At 43.8% G+C, this 20586-nt stretch carries 17 protein-coding genes; 5 read left to right on the top strand and 12 right to left on the bottom strand.

Going from position 1 to position 20586, the window contains the following annotated elements; all coding sequences use genetic code 11:
• Positions 1-378 precede the first annotated feature (378 nt).
• From cas2 to B5D48_RS08335, 12 genes are all read right to left on the bottom strand, one after another.
• Positions 379-669 carry a CRISPR-associated endonuclease Cas2 gene (gene cas2, locus B5D48_RS08400; RefSeq protein WP_023938231.1) on the bottom strand — a complete coding sequence of 97 codons (291 nt, stop codon included), beginning with the start codon at positions 667-669 and terminating at the stop codon, positions 379-381.
• 19 nt (positions 670-688) lie between these two features.
• Positions 689-3784: a CRISPR-associated endonuclease Cas1 gene (cas1, locus tag B5D48_RS08395; RefSeq protein WP_023938229.1), complete on the bottom strand. Its 3096-nt coding sequence runs from the start codon at positions 3782-3784 to the stop codon at positions 689-691.
• 61 nt (positions 3785-3845) lie between these two features.
• On the bottom strand, positions 3846-4736 hold the full coding sequence (gene cmr6, locus B5D48_RS08390; protein WP_023938227.1) for a type III-B CRISPR module RAMP protein Cmr6: 891 nt from the start codon (positions 4734-4736) through the stop codon (positions 3846-3848).
• Entirely contained in the window at positions 4733-5218 is a 486-nt protein-coding gene (locus B5D48_RS08385; protein WP_023938225.1) for a hypothetical protein, read from the bottom strand. The genes cmr6 and B5D48_RS08385 overlap by 4 nt, the downstream gene beginning before the upstream one ends.
• Positions 5215-5946, bottom strand: coding sequence for a type III-B CRISPR module RAMP protein Cmr4 (gene cmr4, locus B5D48_RS08380; RefSeq protein WP_023938223.1), 732 nt, complete (start codon positions 5944-5946; stop codon positions 5215-5217). Before cmr4 ends, B5D48_RS08385 begins: the two co-directional genes overlap by 4 nt.
• A 13-nt stretch (positions 5947-5959) precedes the next feature.
• Entirely contained in the window at positions 5960-7147 is a 1188-nt protein-coding gene (gene cmr3, locus B5D48_RS08375) for a type III-B CRISPR module-associated protein Cmr3 (protein ID WP_023938221.1), read from the bottom strand.
• A gap of 1 nt (position 7148) precedes the next feature.
• Positions 7149-8786, bottom strand: a complete 1638-nt coding sequence (cas10, locus tag B5D48_RS08370) for a type III-B CRISPR-associated protein Cas10/Cmr2 (RefSeq protein WP_023938219.1) — start codon at positions 8784-8786, stop codon at positions 7149-7151.
• Positions 8749-9993 (bottom strand): hypothetical protein, encoded by a 1245-nt coding sequence (locus B5D48_RS08365; protein WP_023938217.1) that lies wholly within the window; start codon positions 9991-9993, stop codon positions 8749-8751. The genes cas10 and B5D48_RS08365 overlap by 38 nt, the downstream gene beginning before the upstream one ends.
• A 259-nt stretch (positions 9994-10252) precedes the next feature.
• On the bottom strand, positions 10253-11836 hold the full coding sequence (locus B5D48_RS08355; RefSeq protein WP_023938213.1) for a hypothetical protein: 1584 nt from the start codon (positions 11834-11836) through the stop codon (positions 10253-10255).
• Between the two features lie 868 nt (positions 11837-12704).
• Positions 12705-13079, bottom strand: a complete 375-nt coding sequence (locus tag B5D48_RS08345) for a GntR family transcriptional regulator (protein ID WP_023938208.1) — start codon at positions 13077-13079, stop codon at positions 12705-12707.
• Complete coding sequence (locus tag B5D48_RS08340) at positions 13076-13840, bottom strand: hypothetical protein (protein ID WP_023938206.1); 765 nt, start codon at positions 13838-13840, stop codon at positions 13076-13078. The genes B5D48_RS08345 and B5D48_RS08340 overlap by 4 nt, the downstream gene beginning before the upstream one ends.
• Positions 13841-13903: 63 nt before the next feature.
• The gene (locus tag B5D48_RS08335) at positions 13904-14746 is read right to left on the bottom strand and encodes an ATP-binding cassette domain-containing protein (protein WP_023938204.1); all 843 of its coding nucleotides are present in this window, start codon (positions 14744-14746) and stop codon (positions 13904-13906) included.
• Positions 14747-15446: 700 nt separating this feature from the next.
• Here B5D48_RS08335 and B5D48_RS08330 point away from each other — a divergent pair.
• The 5 genes from B5D48_RS08330 (at position 15447) to B5D48_RS08295 (ending at position 20577) form a co-directional block, all read left to right on the top strand.
• A complete protein-coding gene (locus B5D48_RS08330) occupies positions 15447-15956 on the top strand; it encodes a hypothetical protein (protein ID WP_023938199.1) in 510 nt (169 codons plus the stop codon).
• A 1055-nt stretch (positions 15957-17011) separates the two neighbouring features.
• Positions 17012-17665, top strand: a complete 654-nt coding sequence (locus B5D48_RS08310; protein ID WP_052512534.1) for a hypothetical protein — start codon at positions 17012-17014, stop codon at positions 17663-17665.
• Positions 17658-17945, top strand: coding sequence for a winged helix-turn-helix domain-containing protein (locus tag B5D48_RS08305; protein WP_023938190.1), 288 nt, complete (start codon positions 17658-17660; stop codon positions 17943-17945). Before B5D48_RS08310 ends, B5D48_RS08305 begins: the two co-directional genes overlap by 8 nt.
• Before the next feature lie 167 nt (positions 17946-18112).
• Positions 18113-19480, top strand: a complete 1368-nt coding sequence (locus B5D48_RS08300) for a TolC family protein (protein ID WP_023938188.1) — start codon at positions 18113-18115, stop codon at positions 19478-19480.
• Positions 19481-19515: 35 nt separating this feature from the next.
• Positions 19516-20577, top strand: a complete 1062-nt coding sequence (locus B5D48_RS08295; RefSeq protein ID WP_052512533.1) for an efflux RND transporter periplasmic adaptor subunit — start codon at positions 19516-19518, stop codon at positions 20575-20577.
• The last annotated feature ends 9 nt before the right edge of the window (positions 20578-20586 follow it).

Here is a 20586-nt window from a genome sequence, read left to right as displayed (position 1 = left end):
CGAATAATCCCAAACATAACGCATTGGCAGAGAACGACTCTATTTTCTTCGAAAATGCAAGTTGAGAAATGCAGCTATAACACTATTTTTGCAGTTGATCTGATTATATCTTATTGATATACAATCAGATTATCTGACTTTCTGTTTTCGAAAATAAGTAAGCAGGAGTCTTCGTTTTTTAGATTTTCGAAAAGAGTGAAAGTCAGCATTTGATAATCAAACACTTACAAATAGCGAAAAGTCTCTGTTTTTCGAAAATAAAAGCCCCAATTCTCCTTTTCTCCTATTTTCGAAAAACAGGAGAAAAGAGTTGTTTTTGCAACCAGCTGATAATCAGTACGTCAAAGAGCGATGTGTGGTTCGAGTTTTTTCGAAAAACTAAACCACTATACTTTTCCTTTTCCTCCGGCTCCTGGGGAGAGTCGGATGTCCACTCATCCAAGCTGCGGTATAACAATGCTGACAGAGAGGAAGAAAAAACACCTTGTCTCTCTTAGCCGTCTGTGAGGTAACAGCCTCTACCAACTTGTCCATGGTCAGCTCTCGCAGGCTGCAGATGAACACCGACTTGTTGATGCGTATACCACACTGCTCCAGTATCCGAGCAACCTTGCGCCTTCGTCTATTGGAGGATATATCGTATGCAACCAGCAGTTTTTTGTCATTCATAGCTTTTCCTACTCTTGGTCTACCATTTAGGGGTATAGAATTTGATGCGCTTCACCTTGCCACAGCAGAAAGCTCTCACATCTTTGGTTTGCAACTTCATAATATCGGAGAAAAGCTTTTCTCCGGATCGATAGTATTCGGTAGCAAACCAGCGTTCGTTTATCTTCGATATGATGCGACTGCGTGTGGGCATATCCAATAACCCTTTGTTATTCTGCCCCACATCTTCCCCCTTGGCCAGAATGGCCAGGATGCTCCTATCAACGACAAAGGCCCGGTATTGCTCCATGAGATCGAAGCACAGGGCCGGTCTATTGTCTTGCGTGCTGTGCAGGATACCGATATTCGGGTTGAGCTGCCAAAGGTCTATTGTCTTCATCACGTAGCTCTGGAGGATTGCGTAGCCATAGTTTAGCATCTGATTGACCAATCCCTCAGCTCCCTTATGCTCTCTCCCTGCAAATTCATTTCCGGAGCGATGCACCAGCAGAGCGAATGCCCTCCAATAGACTTGTGCGCAGCGGGCTTCATGAAGCATGGCGTGCTGCCGAAAGTCCGCAAGGGAGTTGCCCTCTGCTATGGGTATATCTTCCAGCCGCTTTAGCTCAGCGATAGCATTGGAGAGAGGCTCTTTCAGCTCTTTGTCGTGGCGATAATACTTGTGATAGTAGCGCAGGAGTTTGCCCTGATTGCGAACCTTGTTCTTAATAAGAGCAAGGATGAACTCTTGTTTCTTCTCTTCGCTCAGGCGCATCTGGGCCTCCATCACGGAGGGCAAGATGGTATTCATACCGTTGAGAGAGGCATAGGCCTGACCTGTTGCATTGTAGAATATGACTCTGATATTCTTCTTCCTACAGTATTTGGTGACATTACTGCTGAGAGAGACTCCGTCACTGATGATACTGATCTGCTCTATCTGTGCAGCAGGTTGTTTGCAGATCGTCTTCCCATATTTCCTTACAAGCACATGGTTGCGACTGATACCAATGAAAGCCCCGGGCTCGGTAACCACCAAATCGAATATCTCTTCCCTCTCTTGCAATTGCCTTTTTTGCTGCTCACGCAGGATTTCGCTCTCTTTCTTTATCAGGAAATTGTCTGCATTTGAGACCACTGTCTGTCGCATAGCCTCTCGAAGAGTCTGTTTGGCCGTTTCCGAAGAGAGAAAGCCCAGCCGTAGCAGATTGTCCTTGGCCTTTTTCCGAGCCTCGGAGGTCGGTAATGATGCGATATGAGCGGCATAGACAGCGGCAGCAACTTTGTCAATGGCCTCTATGTCTACCCTTTCGAGCAGTTTGCGATAGTACTGCTCCATGCCATGGATTGTCTCCGAGAGGGCTGAGAAGTTTTCGGTGTCACGATGGAGAGCAAGTGTAATCTTACGTTTGAGCCCCTCCTTCTTGTCCTGGCTCATACACCTTGAACCATCTGCACAGAACGTAATACCGAGGAAGCTGAAAGAGCTTTTTATGCTCGATACAACAAAGTCCCTATTCAACTTCAACCCCTTGCGGTATTTCAAATGCTCGCTCAGGTCTTGGAGAGCATTTAGCGGATCTACTTTCTCTGGCAAGAAGAGTAGCAGGTCGTCGGCATAGCGGATAAATTCGGTTGTTATATGCCCGGCAATATAGCGATCCGTTTCTTCCAAATAGAGGTTAGAAAGTAGAGGGGCCAGAGGGCTTCCCTGTGGGATACCGGAGGATGCATGAGCATATTGCTGCTTCCGGTCTACGACTCCAGACTTCATCCAAAGGCTCAACATACGGGTAAGGAGGGGATCTTCGGTTGTTCTTTGGACTTTCTGCAATAGAGAGGGGACAGGGATAGAATCGAAGAAGTTGTCTATATCGCAACGCACCACTGTATAGTTCTCATCCAGAGAATCCAGCAGATGCTGCACTTTACGAATGGCAGCCACAGCCCCCTTCCCCTTGCGATAGGCATAGCTCTGTGCAATAGATAAAGACTCGGTGATTGGATAGAGTATGCCGGCAAGGCTTCTCTGCAAATAGAGATCCATCGCCGAAGGGATATGTAGCTGTCGGTAAGAGCCATCTCCCTTGGGTATGTTCACAGAGTGATAGGGCTGCGGTATATAGCTGCAAACACGTAGGGCTTCCAACAAATCTTGTCGCTCCGCTTCTGCCATAGGAAGGTCATGATCCGTAGCCAGAGAAGAGAGCCACTTGCGGTACAAGGCATCGTTGCCCGGAGTACTCTCTATTTGACCATTCCCCACAATTGTATGATTGCCTATATGCACCCAATGCGCCATTGAGAGCATGAGGGCTGCTATAGGATCGTAGGGAACACGGTAGAAGAGCTGACCCAATATGCCGGACATGTCGTACTGTCTGTTTTCTTTGATAGTAGCCTTGCGTGGCATACTTATCTGGGAGTAAATCAGCCCATCGTGGTCGGGGAAAACATATCGCTCCACAGATGTTTCTCCTCTGCTCAGGTATTGCGTATATAGCTCATACAGACGCCGTGAGAGTCTATTCATCAGACGCGAATAGGGTATTTCTGCAGACAGTATTTGATCTACCTTGATGCTGGCTGGAGACAGAAAGCGCACAACAAGGATTTCACCCCAACGGATTGCTTGCCGAGAAAAGAAATCTACCGTAAGTGCTGCATCCTCTACCCTTAGCCCGGACTCATATTTCTCTGTCGTGGGATTGTACAAGCGATAGGAGTCGTATGTGAGATTATTTTCCCGAAAGAAGTTGTACGCTTGCCATTCCGGGAGGAAAGAGAGAAAGTCTCCGACCAGTAAAGGATCTCTCGTTACGACAGTAATGTACAGATCCATGGCTTCGCCTGCCTCCAGAGCCTTCCGAGAGGGTTTGTCGGCTCGAATGATCAGGCGCGAGGTATTGCCCAGTCCCTTACTTTCGTCCGTGTCTTCCTCTTGTGGCTTGAATATCTGCCCATAGAGGTAGGCATATTGCTTACTATTTTTGAGAGCATTGCCCAATGCAAACCGAGGCATGAAATACCATTTGCATTCGAAGGCAATAGCACGTTCGGCTCTGAAACGAACGCTAAAATGGTAGGCGGTGAAGTCCGATAAAAAGATCGGCAACGAATCTGTGGGGTGTGGCATACAAAACTCTTTGCTGAGGAAAAACGACCCAATGGAGAGGCAACCGGCTGTAGTTCTGCTCTTAATGTTCTACAAATTGCCCATAGCCGACATTGGTCTTGGCTCCGAGACCAAAAGTGCAGATAATAGCTTTGAAGAGGTCTTCCTTAAAACCTGCTGTTACTACTTTCTCGTTACCTTTCAGGGAAATGGAATCTTTGAGAACCACCTTGTCATCTAAATCAACATGATCTTTCAAGATAAAGCGAAACTGATAGGTTACACCTGGATTAACCCTCAAAAAGCGTACAGGATTGGGATTTTTCAAAGGGTCAGGATGGTGGGTAATATAGTCCTCTCCAAAGAGTTTGTTATCTGCTTTTATCGGGATAGCATCGAGGAATATGTCTCTGTCATAAATGGAAAGCCCATCCCCCTCAAAGACAGCTCGAATAACTGCTTTACGCAGAACATCTTTATCGGATAAGCTGGCTGGAGGAGTATTCTTCTTTTTGGGCTCATAATCTGCAAGAAAGTCCCACTCTTCGATGGCAGAGCGTAGCATCCCTTTGATAGAAGAACCGGGGATAACGGGCAAACCCGACGTATAGTCGAAGTACATCCCAAGGTTGTAAACCTCTGGATCATCCTCCTTATCCCCCTCATCCTTAGGCTTGTTTATCTCGTGATGATAGCCCACACCACAGAGCAACCCCGGATAGCAGGTCTTTAGCTCGAAGCTCTTTATCCCTTGGATATTCACTTCTTCGTTGTAGGAAGGCAGGCCTGCAAGATCGGAGGTAAAAGGTGCTCTCTCCCGCATATTCACTTCTTCGTTGTAGGAAGGCAGGGGCTCCTCATTTAATTTATCATTCTTTCCTTTATTGAACGTAGAGAAGTTGGTTACAATGCCCTCATTATTGAGTTTTATCGTATTGAAATACTCTCGATAGTACCAGTATCCAAAATTCATTGTGCACCTCCTTTTTGTTGTTCTGTATTGCTTGTCTCAGGTTCTTTAGCAACAAAAGTCCGAAGTGCCAACTTGAGAGCTACCGCATACTCAAGTATTTTGCGCTCCCACTCCTTAACTTTGCCTCCCAAGTCTTCTATACTTCCTCCCTTTTTGTCTATTACAAGTTCGATAATTGCTGTGGGGGAGTTATTAGTCATGTTTTCCTTTCCGCCCACTGCCATATAGTATAAAGCTCTGAGCCATAAGGTTCGTTTATCCTTATTGTAGAATATGAGCGTAGGGAGAAGTCCCGACTGAATGATAGTAGGACCAAGAGCATTGATATATCCCTCGTGGACTTTCTCGAACTTGTGTGTTTGGGGGTCTACAATCTTAGTCGGTTCTGGTTTACTACTTCCTTTCTTCTTTAATTGTACCTCTACATACTCAATGGCTTGCATAGCCTTGGGAATTAAATCCTGAATGACTTTCTTATTCATTTTTCAGAGGAATCTTTAAGGTTAGTAATCTTGCAAAAACCATAACCAATAGAGCCATTAGCTCCTATTTGGATGACGCCCTCTTGGATTTTTGTGTTGAACTCTTTAAAGATGTCTTCATTGTCGTAGGATACGAAGAAGACAAAACGGCTTTCGGCAGGTACAACTTCTTCGTACCATAGGTTCTTACTCTCTCCATTGTCCAATTGGTTGCGGGCTATAACGGGGAGTTGCTCAAGGTGCTCATTGGACAATGTCTCTTCATGCTCTTCAGGTAGCATCCCTTTAGCATTGAATGGAGCAGAAAGAAGTTTTGCTAACTCCTCTATAGGCTTTTGCAGGGCTTTGTTTGTTCTAAGCTTGTAGGAACCGCTCTCGTTTTGTTTCGACTGAACAGGATAGGCTAATAGGTTAGCTTGGAAGAAGGTGAAGTTGCCAATGCTGTGCTCTTCTTCATTCTTCTTATCGCTATTATTTTTCTTATCCCTGTTCACGTCAGACCCAAATACATAGTTAAGGTCGGTCTCGGTAAAGACTTGCTTCGAATCGGCAAAGACTTTCTTCGAAAAGAATTGTCTCAAAGCTCCTTTGAGGCTGGAGGAGTAGATGCAGGGTACCCCTGTGGTTACATCTCGTTGTACACATTTGTCCACTACTTCGTAGGTGGCATCTCCCTTACCCACGTGCATATTGGTAAGGCATCGAATGACATAGGTGGCAGTTTTCATTTTTATATTCTGTTTATTTTATTGTTTTTAATGGATTGATTACTTCGGCACGATTGTAGCCGATGGTATAGAAGTTGGGAACTTCCTTGAGTTCCTTACAGAATTTATCCGCTTGCTCTTTAGTATCGAAGTAAAACACGGAGCCTCTGGCATATAGTTCATGTTGATGACTTAGAGCCGTTTCATCTTTTTCGAGGTACTGTTCCTCTCTTTTCTTCTTCTTGTTGTAGAACTTTCGTGTCCCTACGTGAGTGAGCAAACAGGCAAAGTCTTTCACTTCCGTGCTTGCAAATTTTACCCCCTTGAGGTGATTAGGCTCAATCTTAGCATCGGATAGGAGTACTACGGTATAATGCTTCTCATCGCTCGTAAGAGCAGAACCCTTAATGTTGAGTTGGAGATCCTTTGTCTTTTCGCTTACCTCCATAAGGAAAGGTTGTCGCTCTCCACCGAGGTAGACAATTCTCCCATTCAACTTTTTGTGTTCGATTTCTCCCTCTATCTCTAAAACAGTGGCAAAGCAGAAGTCGTGCTCTCGCACGGGTGATTGCTTACACTCGTTGGTCTTTTCGCTCTTTAGCTCTTTGAAGTTTTTGAAATGGTAGTATCTCTGACGGAAGAAGGCATCGTCGTTCGTAGTCCCTTTATAATCTTTGCGTATCCCGATGCGTTCATCTTTTATAAAAAAGTCCTCTTCGTTAAGGAGCGTAGAGCCATTGGGTGATAGCCAGCAAGATGCCAGCTCTTTCTTGGGGTCATAAGCCTCAAAGATGGGAGGGCATTCATCTTCATAGGAGAGGTGTAAGAGATTGTATGGGGCTTCTTCTTCCTTCTTTTGAAACCGTCTACCCACAGGTAGGAAGTACTCTTCCTTACCCTCATTGTTCTTCTTCTTGTCTATGATAAAGACAGGAGAGAGCGATTGGATGACACCAAACTGCAACTTCTCCTCAACGAATGGAGAGAAGCTCTGTTTGCCAATCAATTTGCCAGCTTTATCTTTATCTTGTATTTTATTATCCTTGAATACGTCCTCTCCCGCTATTTGTAACAGTTGATAGCGCAAAAGTCCCAACAAGGCAGTTTGCTGTGGAAAGTGGGAGGAGTACACAAAGTAGTCGGCATTATCATCGCCAAATGTTTTCTTCTGCCCAAAGAAAAACTTGTCCAAAGGCGTGAGTTTAATAAGATAGGTAGACATATTATTTCTCTGTTTTAGAAGTTACAAATTGACAGTAGCGCAAGATGCCGTGCAGGAGTTTCTTTTTCTCTTTCAACTCGCGAGGAGCATCTTCGGAGCGATGCATAGAGTAGATAAAATCCTTGAGGAGGGTGAAAAACGTTTCGTTCTCTTTGTGAATTCCTTCGTCAAAAAAGTTGTCAAAGACCGCATTGATACGCTCTTTGTATAGCGCAATCTCGTCGGTGAAAATTGTCTCATACATATCTTCTATCCAATAGATAAGACTGTTGAGCATACTCTCATCCTCCTTAAAGGCTCGTATAAGCTCGGTTGCCTTTTTGTATAGCCCTGTCTCTTGTTTACACTTATCGGTACTATGCTTGCAGGGGAGCAAGAACTCTATCCGCTGCCCACTGTGCTTTTGTATGGATATAGCTACGGCATCTTTCTTCTTTTCCTCCTTCTTTTCCTTTGCTTTCTTCAACATACTTTCGGCTATCTCTATTGCCTCAGACATGGGACTCTTGTAGTAAAAGATACTTACGCCGTAAGACATCGATAGACCCTCGCCTATTTCCTTTTGGATAAATAGCTTATCTATCTCCTTAATAAGGTTGAATACATCCTTTTCAGTATTGCCCTCCAATACAGGAGCAAAGAGAAAGAGATCATCCCCTCCTATATAGACAGGTTTAGCCTTTGTTTCTTGTATTAACGCATCGGCTACATCAACAGAGAACTCGAAGAACGATTTTGTAAATTTCGTTAGCTCATCATCCACCTTTTTATCCTCGTCCTCTTGTACTTTGAGATTTTTGATATATGTCCCAAAGCCATCTCCGTCCGCCTTTATGACTGCCAAATACTTGTAGCAGTTGCGAAAACCAGGCTTTGAGGTTAAATGGGTGTACTCTACCTCTCCGTTTTCATCTTTGGGAGGAGCTTGTTCCCATCCCGATACGGCTATCTCCGAAGTGCTTGGGAAAGCTCTCTCTTGGGAATAGGCCTTTAAGAAAGGATTATTGGGAGCCTCGATAAAGAGCTCTATATAATCTTCGTTGGTTTGAATGGGGGCTTTGTTGAACAACTCTTGCGTGTCCAAGTAGCTATTGAGTCGCGCCAAAATGCTACAATCGGAGCTAAGCTCCACCGTTATGCAGGAGATAGAGAGGTAACTCTCTAAGTACTTGCGAATATCCTCACCCTTCAAAGCAGCATTGCTATATCGATTTTGTATTTCTTCAAGCTCCTCCAAGCGCTTGTTGTCTTCATCCTTTATCTTCGCTATTCCATTTTTCTCTTTTTTCGTAGCTATCTTTCGCTTAATGTCCTTTTCTTCACTCTGAAAAGTAGATATGAATTCGCTGGCAAGTCCGCCAAAGATCTTCCCTTTTATCTTTTCAAGTTGCTCCTTATTAAGCTCTCCTTTGGCAAAAAGTCTATCGGGGAATAATCCCACCTTTTTAGAAGTTTTTTCTGAAACAACTTTGCCAACTCGATATGGAGAGAGAATCTCAAAGTTTTCTTCGGATAGTTTTTTGAGCAATTCTCGCATTATCCAAGAGAAGAGATAGCTCGCCGTCCAAAAGGATTTTACGCTCCGAGCCTTATCCAAGGTCTTACCTATTGGTCCTATGGTTATTGCGGTGTATTTCATTGTGCTTTGTAGAAATTGGTTTTACCTCTGGTATTGTAGATATTAATTCTTTCAAGGAAAAAGTGTATTTTGATGGTGTGTAAACATCTTTCTTCTCCTTTCCGTATGAAAAAATAAACTTTTTGCCAAATATGTCTTCGTCTATTTCTTTCAGAATTAGAAAAATGGTAGAACCTATTGGTTTGTACACAATAGGAGAAGCAAATCGTTCAATATCCTCGTTGGATACTATTACTTGTTGGTTTGAGTGTGTAAAATCAAAAAGAGAGTGTAATCCTAATAAAGCCCGAACATATTTTTGAGGAAAATCTTCGTGAGTGTCTTTTTCTATGCGCAAGGATAACAACTTTCTTTCGATAGGCTTTTCCCATTCTATCTCCTTTTTTCTGAAATACTCTCTTATAAGAGAGCGCTTTTTTTTGTCTCCTGTTTTCAATTTGTTGTGAAAGGATCTAATCGTATTGAAAGTGTCCGATATATTAGAACAATTGTGCTTTAAGCAGTATTCTACCCCATAACTCTTCATGATTTCTACTACTTTTTGAGGCAAGGAGTCAATCCTTTTTTCTCCGTTGAGACAAAGGCTATAGCTACCAAAGCCTTTGGTTTGCCTTGCACCAAAGTTATGCAACAAGAAAAATGCTTCTAAGTATTTTTCTATATCTGCTTTCATATCCTTATTATGGATTAAAACAATGCCTTTAACACAACCTTCTTCTAAATGATTTGCCAAACATACGGGACCTTTTGTAGGTTCCTTTATCTTGGCTTCATTAGCAAAATAGGGAGTATTTGAAAGATTTGTTACCCCTTCTTCTATTTTCCCCTTATCCTTAATACAAGGCAAGAAATATTGCACTTTCGCATCAGAGCTTAGCTTAAAGGAGAGTTTGTAGTTCAAGGCCCCCTCTTGTCCGGGGATGAGACAAAGTTCCAATTTTGCATCCTTATTCCCTTTCTTCTTCTCTTCCTCGTACACTCTACGAGCCTCTGCATCTTTATTTTGAAAGTATTCTATTCCCTTTTCGATAAAGTCTTTTTCTGTTGTCGAAGCAGTTTTCTTTACAAACCTCTTACCTATTTGCATCAAGACAAACTTGTCGAGCTTCGGTTTGACCTCGGAGGCGCGAAGCGTTGCCCCTACATCCTTGGCTTGGAAGTGGATGATGGGCGTATGCTGTTCCAATTTAAATTCTAACTTATACATTGTGGTCTATTCTTTTTGTTTTGTATTGTTCTTACAATAGACTTCCATGAGTCCCTTGTTGGTCTGAAACAACGATTCGGAGAAGCTCTGCCATCTATTCAAATCCTTTGTTCTTTCTCGTTCTAGTTCGACCAATGTTTTGTCACGTAACTCCTCCTTTTTGATTTTGAGTTTGTAGCCCCATATAATGGCTACGACAATAATTGTAGTAGAGCCCGCAACTACCAAAGAGAGTAAGATTAAAGTTCCTATTTCCATGCTATTTCTTGTTTTTTAGATGATATTTAATTGGAAAGTAGAGGCAGATGGCAAATACTATAAGCGTAATAATATCGCCACCCAAGAGCCCCCATGTCGAGGGACAAGGGTCCCCGATATTGAAGAGGCGAGTGATGCACCCTTTTTCAACAAAAGTATTGATACCTAAAAAGCCAACAAGCAGCGTGATAGGGAGGTAGAGGTTGGCAGTTTTATTGAGTACCCCCTGCTCCTCGAGTTCCGTATAATTGAAAAGTTCGCCCATCTCTTCGTCGAGAGCTTTAGCATCTTTTCGTATGTTCATATTGTTTTGAAGCATATCGTACATTTCTATGCCCTGTATTTGAGGGGTAACCTCTCGAAAGTACGTCTCATTGAGGAAGCGGATATAGTTGCCGTACAGCTCTTTGACCTGCTTTTCGGTCTTTCTCTTTGTCTTCTTGTCCAATATCTGTTGTGTGATGGTGGCTATTTCATTGCTGAAGCGCAGTATAGTAGAGCGTTGCACAAGGCTCAATGTCGCCATTTGGTAGTACATAGTTGTAATGTGATCCCCGATAAAATTCTCATTTGAAATACCTACGAGAGAGTCTTTGGTTAGACCGAAGAGAGTGCCTCCTCCCGACCATCTTGCATAGGTTGTTCTCTTGACATCCTCCCTCTGTACAGAAGCATTAGCCGCACTTTTGTATTTCCCATCCCCAAAAAGGTATCGAAACCAAAGGTCTTCAAAGTCTTCATCTTTATTGACGATATTTTCTTCCTCTCTGGGGAGAAAAGGGACTTTGTCTTTCAGCTTTTGGGCATAATCGGGGCTATGGTAGAAGGTTATAAAGAACATCCTATCGTCCATAACGGGGGAGATGCGAATAATCTCTTTCCGTTCGCTCTCTTGATGAAATACGAACTTTTGATACCCATCGTCTTCTGTTCGATCCATTTTGTTGTAACCGAACACCTGACGAATATGGTCGGGGGGTAGAAAGGTGTTTTTGTGACTGATCTCTCCCTCAAATTGATGGAAGTTGTCGTCAAAATCCAGCACTCCTAAACTCCCATAAATGCGGTCGGCAAGAAAAGAATCTTTGGCGGCTAATCTATTCCCCTTTGCCATAAATTGAGGATAGATGCGTCTGCCCGAGTCATTGATGCGGAGGATGTCTTCAAATGAAGTGTGTTTGTCGTTGCGGAGAAAGTAGGCTACCGTTCCCACCCCCGTATCGAACACGGACACGACTATCTTCTCAAGTTGTAGAGAGTAGGTTGTAGAGCCTCCATCGGCTTTCACGGAGATGTTGTAAGTGCCTTGGGTGTCGCTCAGTTCGTAGTGATAGACCGAAGTGTTTTCCTCTGTTCCAAAGAGGGCTCTTCGGGCGAAAGGATGAAAATAGGTGTATTCATTGTAGCGCTCTTCCGAAGCGCCTATTTCGAAGTAATGCCTTTTAAGAGGGCTAACTTCCGAAAACAATTCGTCGAATTTCTTGATATCCGTCCTCTCGCTATAGGAGGCGTGCTTTTTCTTTGTTATATAATCCCACTGAAAGGGGAAAATGAAAATATGTCTGCTATAATTTTCTCCCAACATTACTTATATGCATTTTTCTATAGAATTGCTTTGTTGTCACATTCGGCATAATTCTTTGGATCCCCTTCATTTGCTGTAGCCAATTTCGACATCTCAACAAATACGGTTTGAAACAAGAATTGATTCCTCCGTGTAATTCAAGCCCATCAGCCGTCACAAATTTAATACAAACATCTCATATTCTAATTACAAACCAAGAGTGTGAACCATATATGTAAAAAAGAAAGAAGAAATAACATTGGAGTAAGACTGACAAGAGGTAAACTCTTCACACTGGGCAAATTACTATTCAAGAAATTTGATATGTCTCAAAAAAAAATACCGAACAATCAAGGAAAAGATACCATCGCCCCCCTCATGAGACCTTTGCACGGCAATTGGCCTGCCCTCTAAACAAAGAAAGTGCCACAATCCTTGATCGGATTGTGGCACTTTCGACAAAAAAACCCCAATGCGCCAGTACCAGCAGATCCCCGGAGGTGGCGCAATTGAGGTCTCAATAGCCCTACAGACTATTCTTGTATGGTGAGTGCATGCAGTTACAGGATAAGGAATCGCCCGAATTCGTCATGCAGTCTTAATAGCCCTACAGACTATGTATATGACGATCGCAAAGGTAAAATAAAAAACTAACCAAACAAAAGTCTTGATAAGCCTTACGGACTGTGTATGTATAGTGAGAAATGTCCTTTACGATGCCTCAGCATGGTGTTAAGTGTCTTAATAGCCTTACGGGCTGTGTATGTATAGTGAGCATACCCTTCAGTCTCAGTGCTTTGCATTTTGCGCATTCTAACGCACTCAAATGGGGCTGTGGCAAAATCGAATTTTGCCACAGCCCCACATGCAACAGTTTCCTATTACCTTTTTAGTGCTTTGAGTTTTTGTATATGCGGAAGATCTCAAGTACTTCCTCCATTGATACGCCCAGCTGCTCCATTTCCCCGAAAATAGCCGGCAAAACTTCTTCCTCAAATGCTTTTCTGCGGTCGGCAGCAATGCGTTCTGCTGCTTGTTCGGAAACAAAGAACCCCATTCCTCGCTTGGGATAAATAATTCCGGCCAGCACCAAGCGATCGAAAGCTCTCACAACCGTATTGGGATTGACCTGCATTTCCGAAGCCAGCTCCCGCACAGAGGGAATGCGCTCATTGACCTGATACTCCCCCAACATGATGCGATCCTTGACCAATTCGGCAATGCGAGTGAAGATGCTGAAGCGTTGTATGTCATTTATATTCATATCTGTTTCCGTTTCAGTGAATGGTAAGATAGGAAAAAGAACAACAAGGCGAGACCTCCTATCGTAAGGAGATACGACCAACGCAATTCTTTTTGATAAGCCATTATATCCCCAATGTTGGATATGAGCAGGGAATAACCAAAAGCCAAGAGTATGTACATCGCTATGCAAGAAAATACAGCCACAAGGTATCGCCGGAAAAAGATCGACGAACAAATAGAGGAAGTCAATAGGAAGAAAAAGCCGGGATTAGAAAGAGCCCCATTATACAATTCTTTGAAATCCAATGTTGTATAGCCCATTTCTACTTTGGGGGCTCCACTGATAACCAGACTGTTCAATGAGAGTACACCATTGGGGATTGAAATCCAAGTAAGGGTATAGGCAAGCTGACTTATCACAAAGGAGAAGACAAACAATACCAGCCCGATAATCCACATACTAATGAACTTTTCCAGATTGGAGGCCGGAAGAATTGTATAGGCAATCGGGTTGACCCCGTTTACCCGCCTGTTAATCCTATAGGTGTAGAAGACAAAAAGAGCCATCGAGCATGCGGTGAAAGACAGTGCATGATCAAAGGCAATCATCTTTGATCCATTTACATAGAACAGCAAGTGTTCTCCGACAAAAATAGCCCCCATGATAATGAGCCCTAAAGTCAGCAGGTTTTTGCCATGGCTTTGTATCTCCATATGGAGAATTTTGGCAATACGATTGAAGAATCCGTCTGCAAATTTGTTTTGTTGTATTCTTTCCATTGTATGTTTCTGTGATATGTATTTATAGACGAGTTGTCCCTCTCTCGGAGGAGAAGTCTGTTGTCAGCTCCGCTTCATAATATTGGCAAAGCCTTGGGGGTTGCTAATCATTCCATTAAAGAACAGTTCGATGGAGAAAAATTCGTCCTCTGTGGCTTGTTCTCCCTTAGGAAACACTCCCATTGTTCCCATGGGCGAAGGTTCAGTATAGAGAGGTGGTGTCTGCTCTTTGTTGCAAGGAGCAAAACGGAATTTCTGTCCCAGAGATATTATTGTCTCATTACAAACAATTCGGTTATTCTCCAGCATCAGGATGCGGTCGATAAGGGACTCCAGGTCTCTCACCTGATGAGTGCTAATCAATACCGTCTGTTCGTCCTGCGTGTATCGGGCCATCAGTTGTCTGAAAGCAGCTTTCGAGGGGATGTCGAGGCTGTTGGTTGGCTCGTCCATGAGCAACAGAGGAGTACGGACAGCCATCGCCAATGTAATGACTGCTTTTTTTCTCTGTCCTTGAGATACTTTGCCGAGCTTCATATCTCTATTGATATCGAAAGTTCGCAGAGCTTCATCAGCAATATCGTTGTCATAGTCCGGGTAGAACCGTGCCATCATGTCTAAGTAATTACCCACTCTGATGGCCGGCGTATTCACAATTTCGGGCAAAAGAAATACTTGTTGTAGAAATTTTGGTTCGCGTTGTTGCGGATTTTTCCCGAGAACTTCAAGCTCTCCGTCCGAGGCTAACAAACTACCTGCGATGAGCTTCAACATAGTGGTTTTGCCCTCTCCATTGCGTCCGAGCAGTCCACAGATGCTACCGGAGGGGAGTTGCAGACTCATATTCTCGAAAAGAAGAGGAGAAGTCCGACTGTAACGGAAATGGAGATTTTTGATGTCTATCATACTCGTTTGTTTTTGATAAATAATGAATTAAACTCATTGTTAGACAGCTCTTTGCGGAAGTCTTCTGGCTATTCTGTCGCCTTCCCTCTCCCCTACCCTATGAGCCTTGAGCTCTTTAGAGCGGTCTACATTACCACATAAGTAGTACAGTGCAAATGTATACAAACTTTCGGCAATACAAAATCTATCCGATTGCAATTCTACATGCAACAGAATATGAGACTGCTATTACGAGGGATATATTTCACCTGCTATTGAGCTGTTTGATATTGTATAAAGAAGGATAGCAACCTCTATCACATCCAATGTCTGACAAATCTATGTGTCCTAACATCTACGGATACCGTGCAATCAACCTCTGTGGCACCCTTGTTTGAGCGAGGTCCTCTTCTCTTAATTTTACTTAACTGTGATGTTTCCGGGCTTTGCTCTCACCTCGGAATATTGTAAGTTTTTGATACTCAATTAGGCTCGTATATCACCGTTTCTCATCATATTTATTGTTTTGTATACCTTTGCTCCGTGTGCTTTCCGTTGCGAAGAATGGTAGCGACCATTCTCTTGCTGCACATGACCTGAAAGTCAGGGACCATATCCGGTCGCAGGAGCAGAAGAGCTTTTGTGACAAGGAGCCGGCCTACAACGCGAGCTGAAGCCTGCAACTGAGAGGATATGGGATGTGAAACTTAAAAGGAAAACAATGAATTCAAAGCACGTAATTTTCGGCATCGTATTTCTCTTTTCCCTTCTCCTGATGACGGGAGCTGTACGGGACGAAAGAGATAGCTCCGAAGCCTTTGGTGTAGGAGATGTATTGCCGGGAATCAAATCTTTGGCTTCGGTATCGGATGAGGCTACGGATATGCCTGCAGAGTATATGCTGGTGCATTTCTGGGCTTCCTATGATGGAGAGAGTCGTGCCGAAAATATCCGCTGGCAAAACTTCTTTGCCTCCGCTGAAAAGGTACGTAATCTTGTTGCTTACAGGGCTGTTTCTCTCGATCCCGACCCGGCCGTCTATAGGCGCACGGCCTCTATAGATGGGCTTGACAAAGAAAGACAGAGCCATATTGGTCTCTTTGCCGAGAAGATTCATGCCGGACAGCTCCATGCCTTATCGAAGAGTTTTCATACTTATCTGGTAGACAAGCATGGTGTGATCAGGGCGGTAGATCCTTCTCCCCTCTTTCCAGCCAAGAGATTGAAGTAAGAAATTTGAAAAAAAGAAAGAGGCGATCCAAAGTTTGTATCTCTCCCGATATTTGGGAAGACAAGCTTTGGATCGCCTCCTTTTTTATTGCAAAGAGCCTATTTATGAGCCCTTTGCATGGGTTCCAAAATGGCAAATTTAATTGCCATCTTATTGACTTTATAGAGCGCGGTAACCTTGAAGACATTCAGACAGAGGGTACAGGGAGTATGCCAGCCACTATGACCAAGCTCGAATGCCGGAAATAATGCACGAGTACGATGTTATACAACAATATCTCTTACGATTATACGATGCGCTAAGACACGATGGCTCAAAAGAGCCTCGTGCGAGAGTTTTTTGGCTCACGTGTTCTTCAATGGCTGTCAGGAAGCCCTTGTCTCTTGCTTCCAAAGTCGACATGTTTTGTAAAATTCAGATCGTAATAAAAACCGGGAAAAGAGAGGAAAAAACAGACTGTATACACGGATGAATAGTCTCCCTTTTATACCCCTCATATGGGGTTTCCCAAACACCGATGAATAGGGCGTTTCGGAGGGGTCAAAATTCTCTCCTGAGAAAAATTTTGCTAACACAGGAGAGAATTATTTTTTTCACAGGAGAGAATTTTTGTTTTCTCCCGTGTCAGCAAAAAAACGTCTCCTATCGACATCAAAAAAGAGAGGGAAAACACAGTCAAAAATCTCCTAATTCGGGCATAAAATCCAACTCAAAAAGATAACATAAAAGAGAGATAAACAAACAAAAGAAAACAATCTGAAATCACAGTCTGGAGAACTATGTCGGAGTTTTTAGCCGAGATCATGCAATCACCTCATTTATGAGCAAATGTCAATGGAAGGCTACTATCGTTCCGAAAAAAGACAAAAAGATGGTCTTTCAATAGGTTTCGGCCAATTTGTTCTATCCCTCCCCTTTTTTGATAGTATGTCTGCTGTGCTAAGTACCCTTGAGAGACTTTGTAGAATAGACACACGTAGTAAATCCTCTGTATTACAATCATTTTGTTTGTTAGTTTGGTTTATAATACAAACTGTTTTATTTTCGCTTTGCCAATGACGGAGAAAGGAGTCTCTGTCGTTGCTTACCTTAATGTTACATCCAATAAACAGACAGAGACAATGGAAGAACGAGATCTCACACCGCAAGAAAGTCTGCGTGTAATACAGAACATGATGGATCAGACACGTCGCAATATAGAGCATCGGTCGAGTAGGCCCTGTTTGATCTGGGGATATACTGCAACGGCGATTTCATTACTTGTCTTCTTTCTTTACCCACATTGGGGCAATGATGCCAACTTTTTGTGGCTGGCCATTCCAGTGGTGGGAGGACTACTTTCTTGGTTCTTTCTGAAAAAGGGAAACCGACGGCATATACCCAAAACACAGATGGACAAGTTACTGGATGTGGTTTGGGGCGTAATGGGGACAAATGTTATACTGCTCGGGTTCATACCTATGCAAGGAGAGATTCTATCAATAGTGTTAATTCTGATAGGAGCAGCTACTGCTATTACGGCCTTTGGTGCTGATGTGGAGTTACTTAAGTATAGTTCCATCTTTGGCATGACCATGGGTTATGCGTTAATGATATTGTCCCTTCCAATAGCTCTGAAAGTACTGATATTTGCTATTACGTTCTTTTTGATGCATTGCATCCCCGGGCATATCATGGCATTCCAAATAAAAAGAAACACTCATGCTTGAGCCATTAGATCCGCTTTTGATGTCCGAATTACGCCTTGCCGTGATGTCCATTTTGATGTATGTGCAGGAAGCCGATTTCCTTTATATCAAAGAAGAAACGGGGGCTACGGCAGGGAACTTGAGTGTACAAATAGACAAGTTGCAGACAGCCGGATATATCGATGTAGAGAAAGGCTTTGCTGGTAAGCGTACACGCACGGTATGTCGCATCACAGAGGGGGGAAGGAGGGCTTTTGAGAAACATTTTGAGGCCCTCGGTACTTATTTTTCTCCTCGATAGGACAGTGCAAAAAAACCAATGACTCTCATGTATAAATACTGTCGATATTTCAATCGCGAACCTCTTACCGAGGTTTGCTCAAAAAAAGTACATTTGTTCAGTAAGTTCGATTAAACTTATATTGGTTTCTCTCATCCATATGGTACGTAAACATACAATTAGGGAAGATGAATAAAATATTTACATGTATTGTAGCAGCGATCGTCTTGTCTGCCCCTGTTACTCTTTCCGGGCAGTCGACACCACCCTCAGTCAACGAACCTCAAGATACTCTCCACATAGGCCTATCTGAGGCCTTGCGTATTGCTTTGAGCGAGAATGTATCTGTGCGTGTGGCGGATCTGTCCGTCAAAAAGCAGAGCTACATGAAACGGGAAATGATTGCAGCCCTTTTTCCACAGATAGATGGTACAGTATCGTACAGCTATACCTTTAAGAAGCCGGTTGTTTATTTACAAATGCCGGGTATGCCTGAACCCAGAGGTATAGAAATGGGGCAGACACATAATTTACAATTGGGAGCTACTGCCTCTATGCCATTGATCGTTCCTAAGTTGTGGGAAAGTATAGCTATCGGCAATACTCAGATGGAGCTTAGTTTGGAAAAGGCACGCTCGGCAAGGATAGAGATGATAGCCGAGGTGCGCAAGGCCTACCTGTCTGCTTTATTGGCAGAACGTTCGTATGAGGTTTTTCTGGCTAGCTACCGTAATGCAACAACAAATTACAAGCAGATACAAGATCAGTTTGAGCAGGGTTTGATTGCCGATTTCGATCGCCTGAGAGCCGAGGTGCAAGTCGGAAATCTTGAGCCGATGCTATTGCAGGCAGAGCGAGGTCGCTTATTGGCACATAAGCGACTCTGTGTGTTGCTGGCCATAGACCCTTCTACTCCGATTGTTCTTTCCGAAAAACTATCAGACTATGCCGGCGAAGTCTATAGCTCCTATTTTGGGGTAGATACTGCCGTGCAGGGCAACTCTTCTCTTCGTCAGATGGATATTCAGGGCGACTTGCTCAAGAAAAGCAAGCGAACCAAACAGTGGGATTATTTACCCTCGCTGGTCGTTTCATCCAACTACACTTACAACTATATGAATAACGTCCTCAAGCTGTCCGAAGACAAACTTTGGTCTCCTAATGCTGCAATGTCTTTCCGCCTGTCTATCCCTATTTTTAGCAGTGGGAAGCGTTACTATGCGGTTAAGCAGGCCAATACGGATCTGACTATGCTGCGATTGCAGCGAGAAGACCTCCGCCGGCAAATCTCTTTGGCAGTGGAGCAGCAGAGTGATCAGATAGACAAGGCTGTGAAGAGCTACGGTGCCGCTCACAAGGCAGCTACTGCAGCCGAAAAGGGCTACGAGATCGCTCGCAAGAGATACGAAAGTGGAGTGGGGACTCTTCTGGAGGTCAATGATGCAGATATGCAACTCTTGCAGGCCAGATTGAATGAAGATCAGGCTGTTTTCGATTTTATGACTGCTCTCTATACCCTGGAGAAGCTCACCGGCAAAGAACCCGAACAGAAATAACAAACCAGAATAACACAGATAAAACTATAATAGCAATGGAAAAACATATAACCCTCGGTATGAAATATGGCGCAGCTTTTGCTGCACTTTGTTTGTCGCTCGGTTTGGGCATGGCCACCGGTTGTAGCAGGGGAGGCAAACAAGCCAAGACTTTGGCCCAAGAGGATTCGGTACGATTGGTCGATACAACCATTGCAATTCGTACCCGAGTGGAAGCCTCCGAACAGTTTTCTGCGATCATACAATCTAAGGTGCGTAACAATATCAGTCCGCAGGCCCCACTCCGCATAGAGCGTATGCTGGTAGAAGTCGGAGACAGGGTTGCCAAAGGGCAGGTATTAGCTCGTCTGGATAATAGCTCTCTTGATAGGCTTAAGGTGCAGTTGGACAATGCAGAGCTGGATTTCAAACGGACCGACGAGCTATTCAAAGCCGGAGGGCTGGCACAGGCTCGTTGGGAGCAGAGCAAGAGTTCTCTGGAGATCACTCGTAACCAGTACCGTAATATGCTTGATAATACGGTATTGCGCAGTCCTGTGAGCGGAATTGTGACTGCTCGCAATTACGATAGCGGAGATATGTCTTCTCCTCAGCTCCCTATCTATGTGGTGGAACAGATTGCTCCGGTCAGGCTCAAGCTGAATATCTCCGAGATGTACTATGGGCAGGTTAAAGCCAAGATGCCGGTAGACGTGAGCTTAGAAGCCATTCCTGGAGAGAGTTTCCGTGGTTACGTCTCTCTGGTATACCCGACTATCGATGCTATGAGTCACACTTTTGGGGTGGAGGTGGAGATCCCCAATGCAAAGATGCGGATCCGTCCGGGGATGTATGCACGCGTTGATGTGCACTTCGGAGAAAAGGAAGTGATTGCGGTCAATTCGTTGGCAATCAATCGGCAAGCCGGTACGGGAGGCCGATTCGTCTATGTGCTGAAGAACAATAAAGTCGAGTCGAGAGAGGTCAAATTGGGTCGAAGCAAAGGTGAACTTGTAGAGATTGTCGAGGGCCTCAACGCAGGTGATATTGTAGTAAGCAAGGGAGCCGGGACTCTCAAAGAGGGTCAAGAAGTGAGAATAAGCAAGAGGGATAAGTAATTCTTGAGA

The organism is Porphyromonas crevioricanis, assembly GCF_900167225.1.
Lineage (GTDB): Bacteria > Bacteroidota > Bacteroidia > Bacteroidales > Porphyromonadaceae > Porphyromonas > Porphyromonas crevioricanis.
This window is presented reverse-complemented; position numbering and strand designations above follow the sequence as displayed.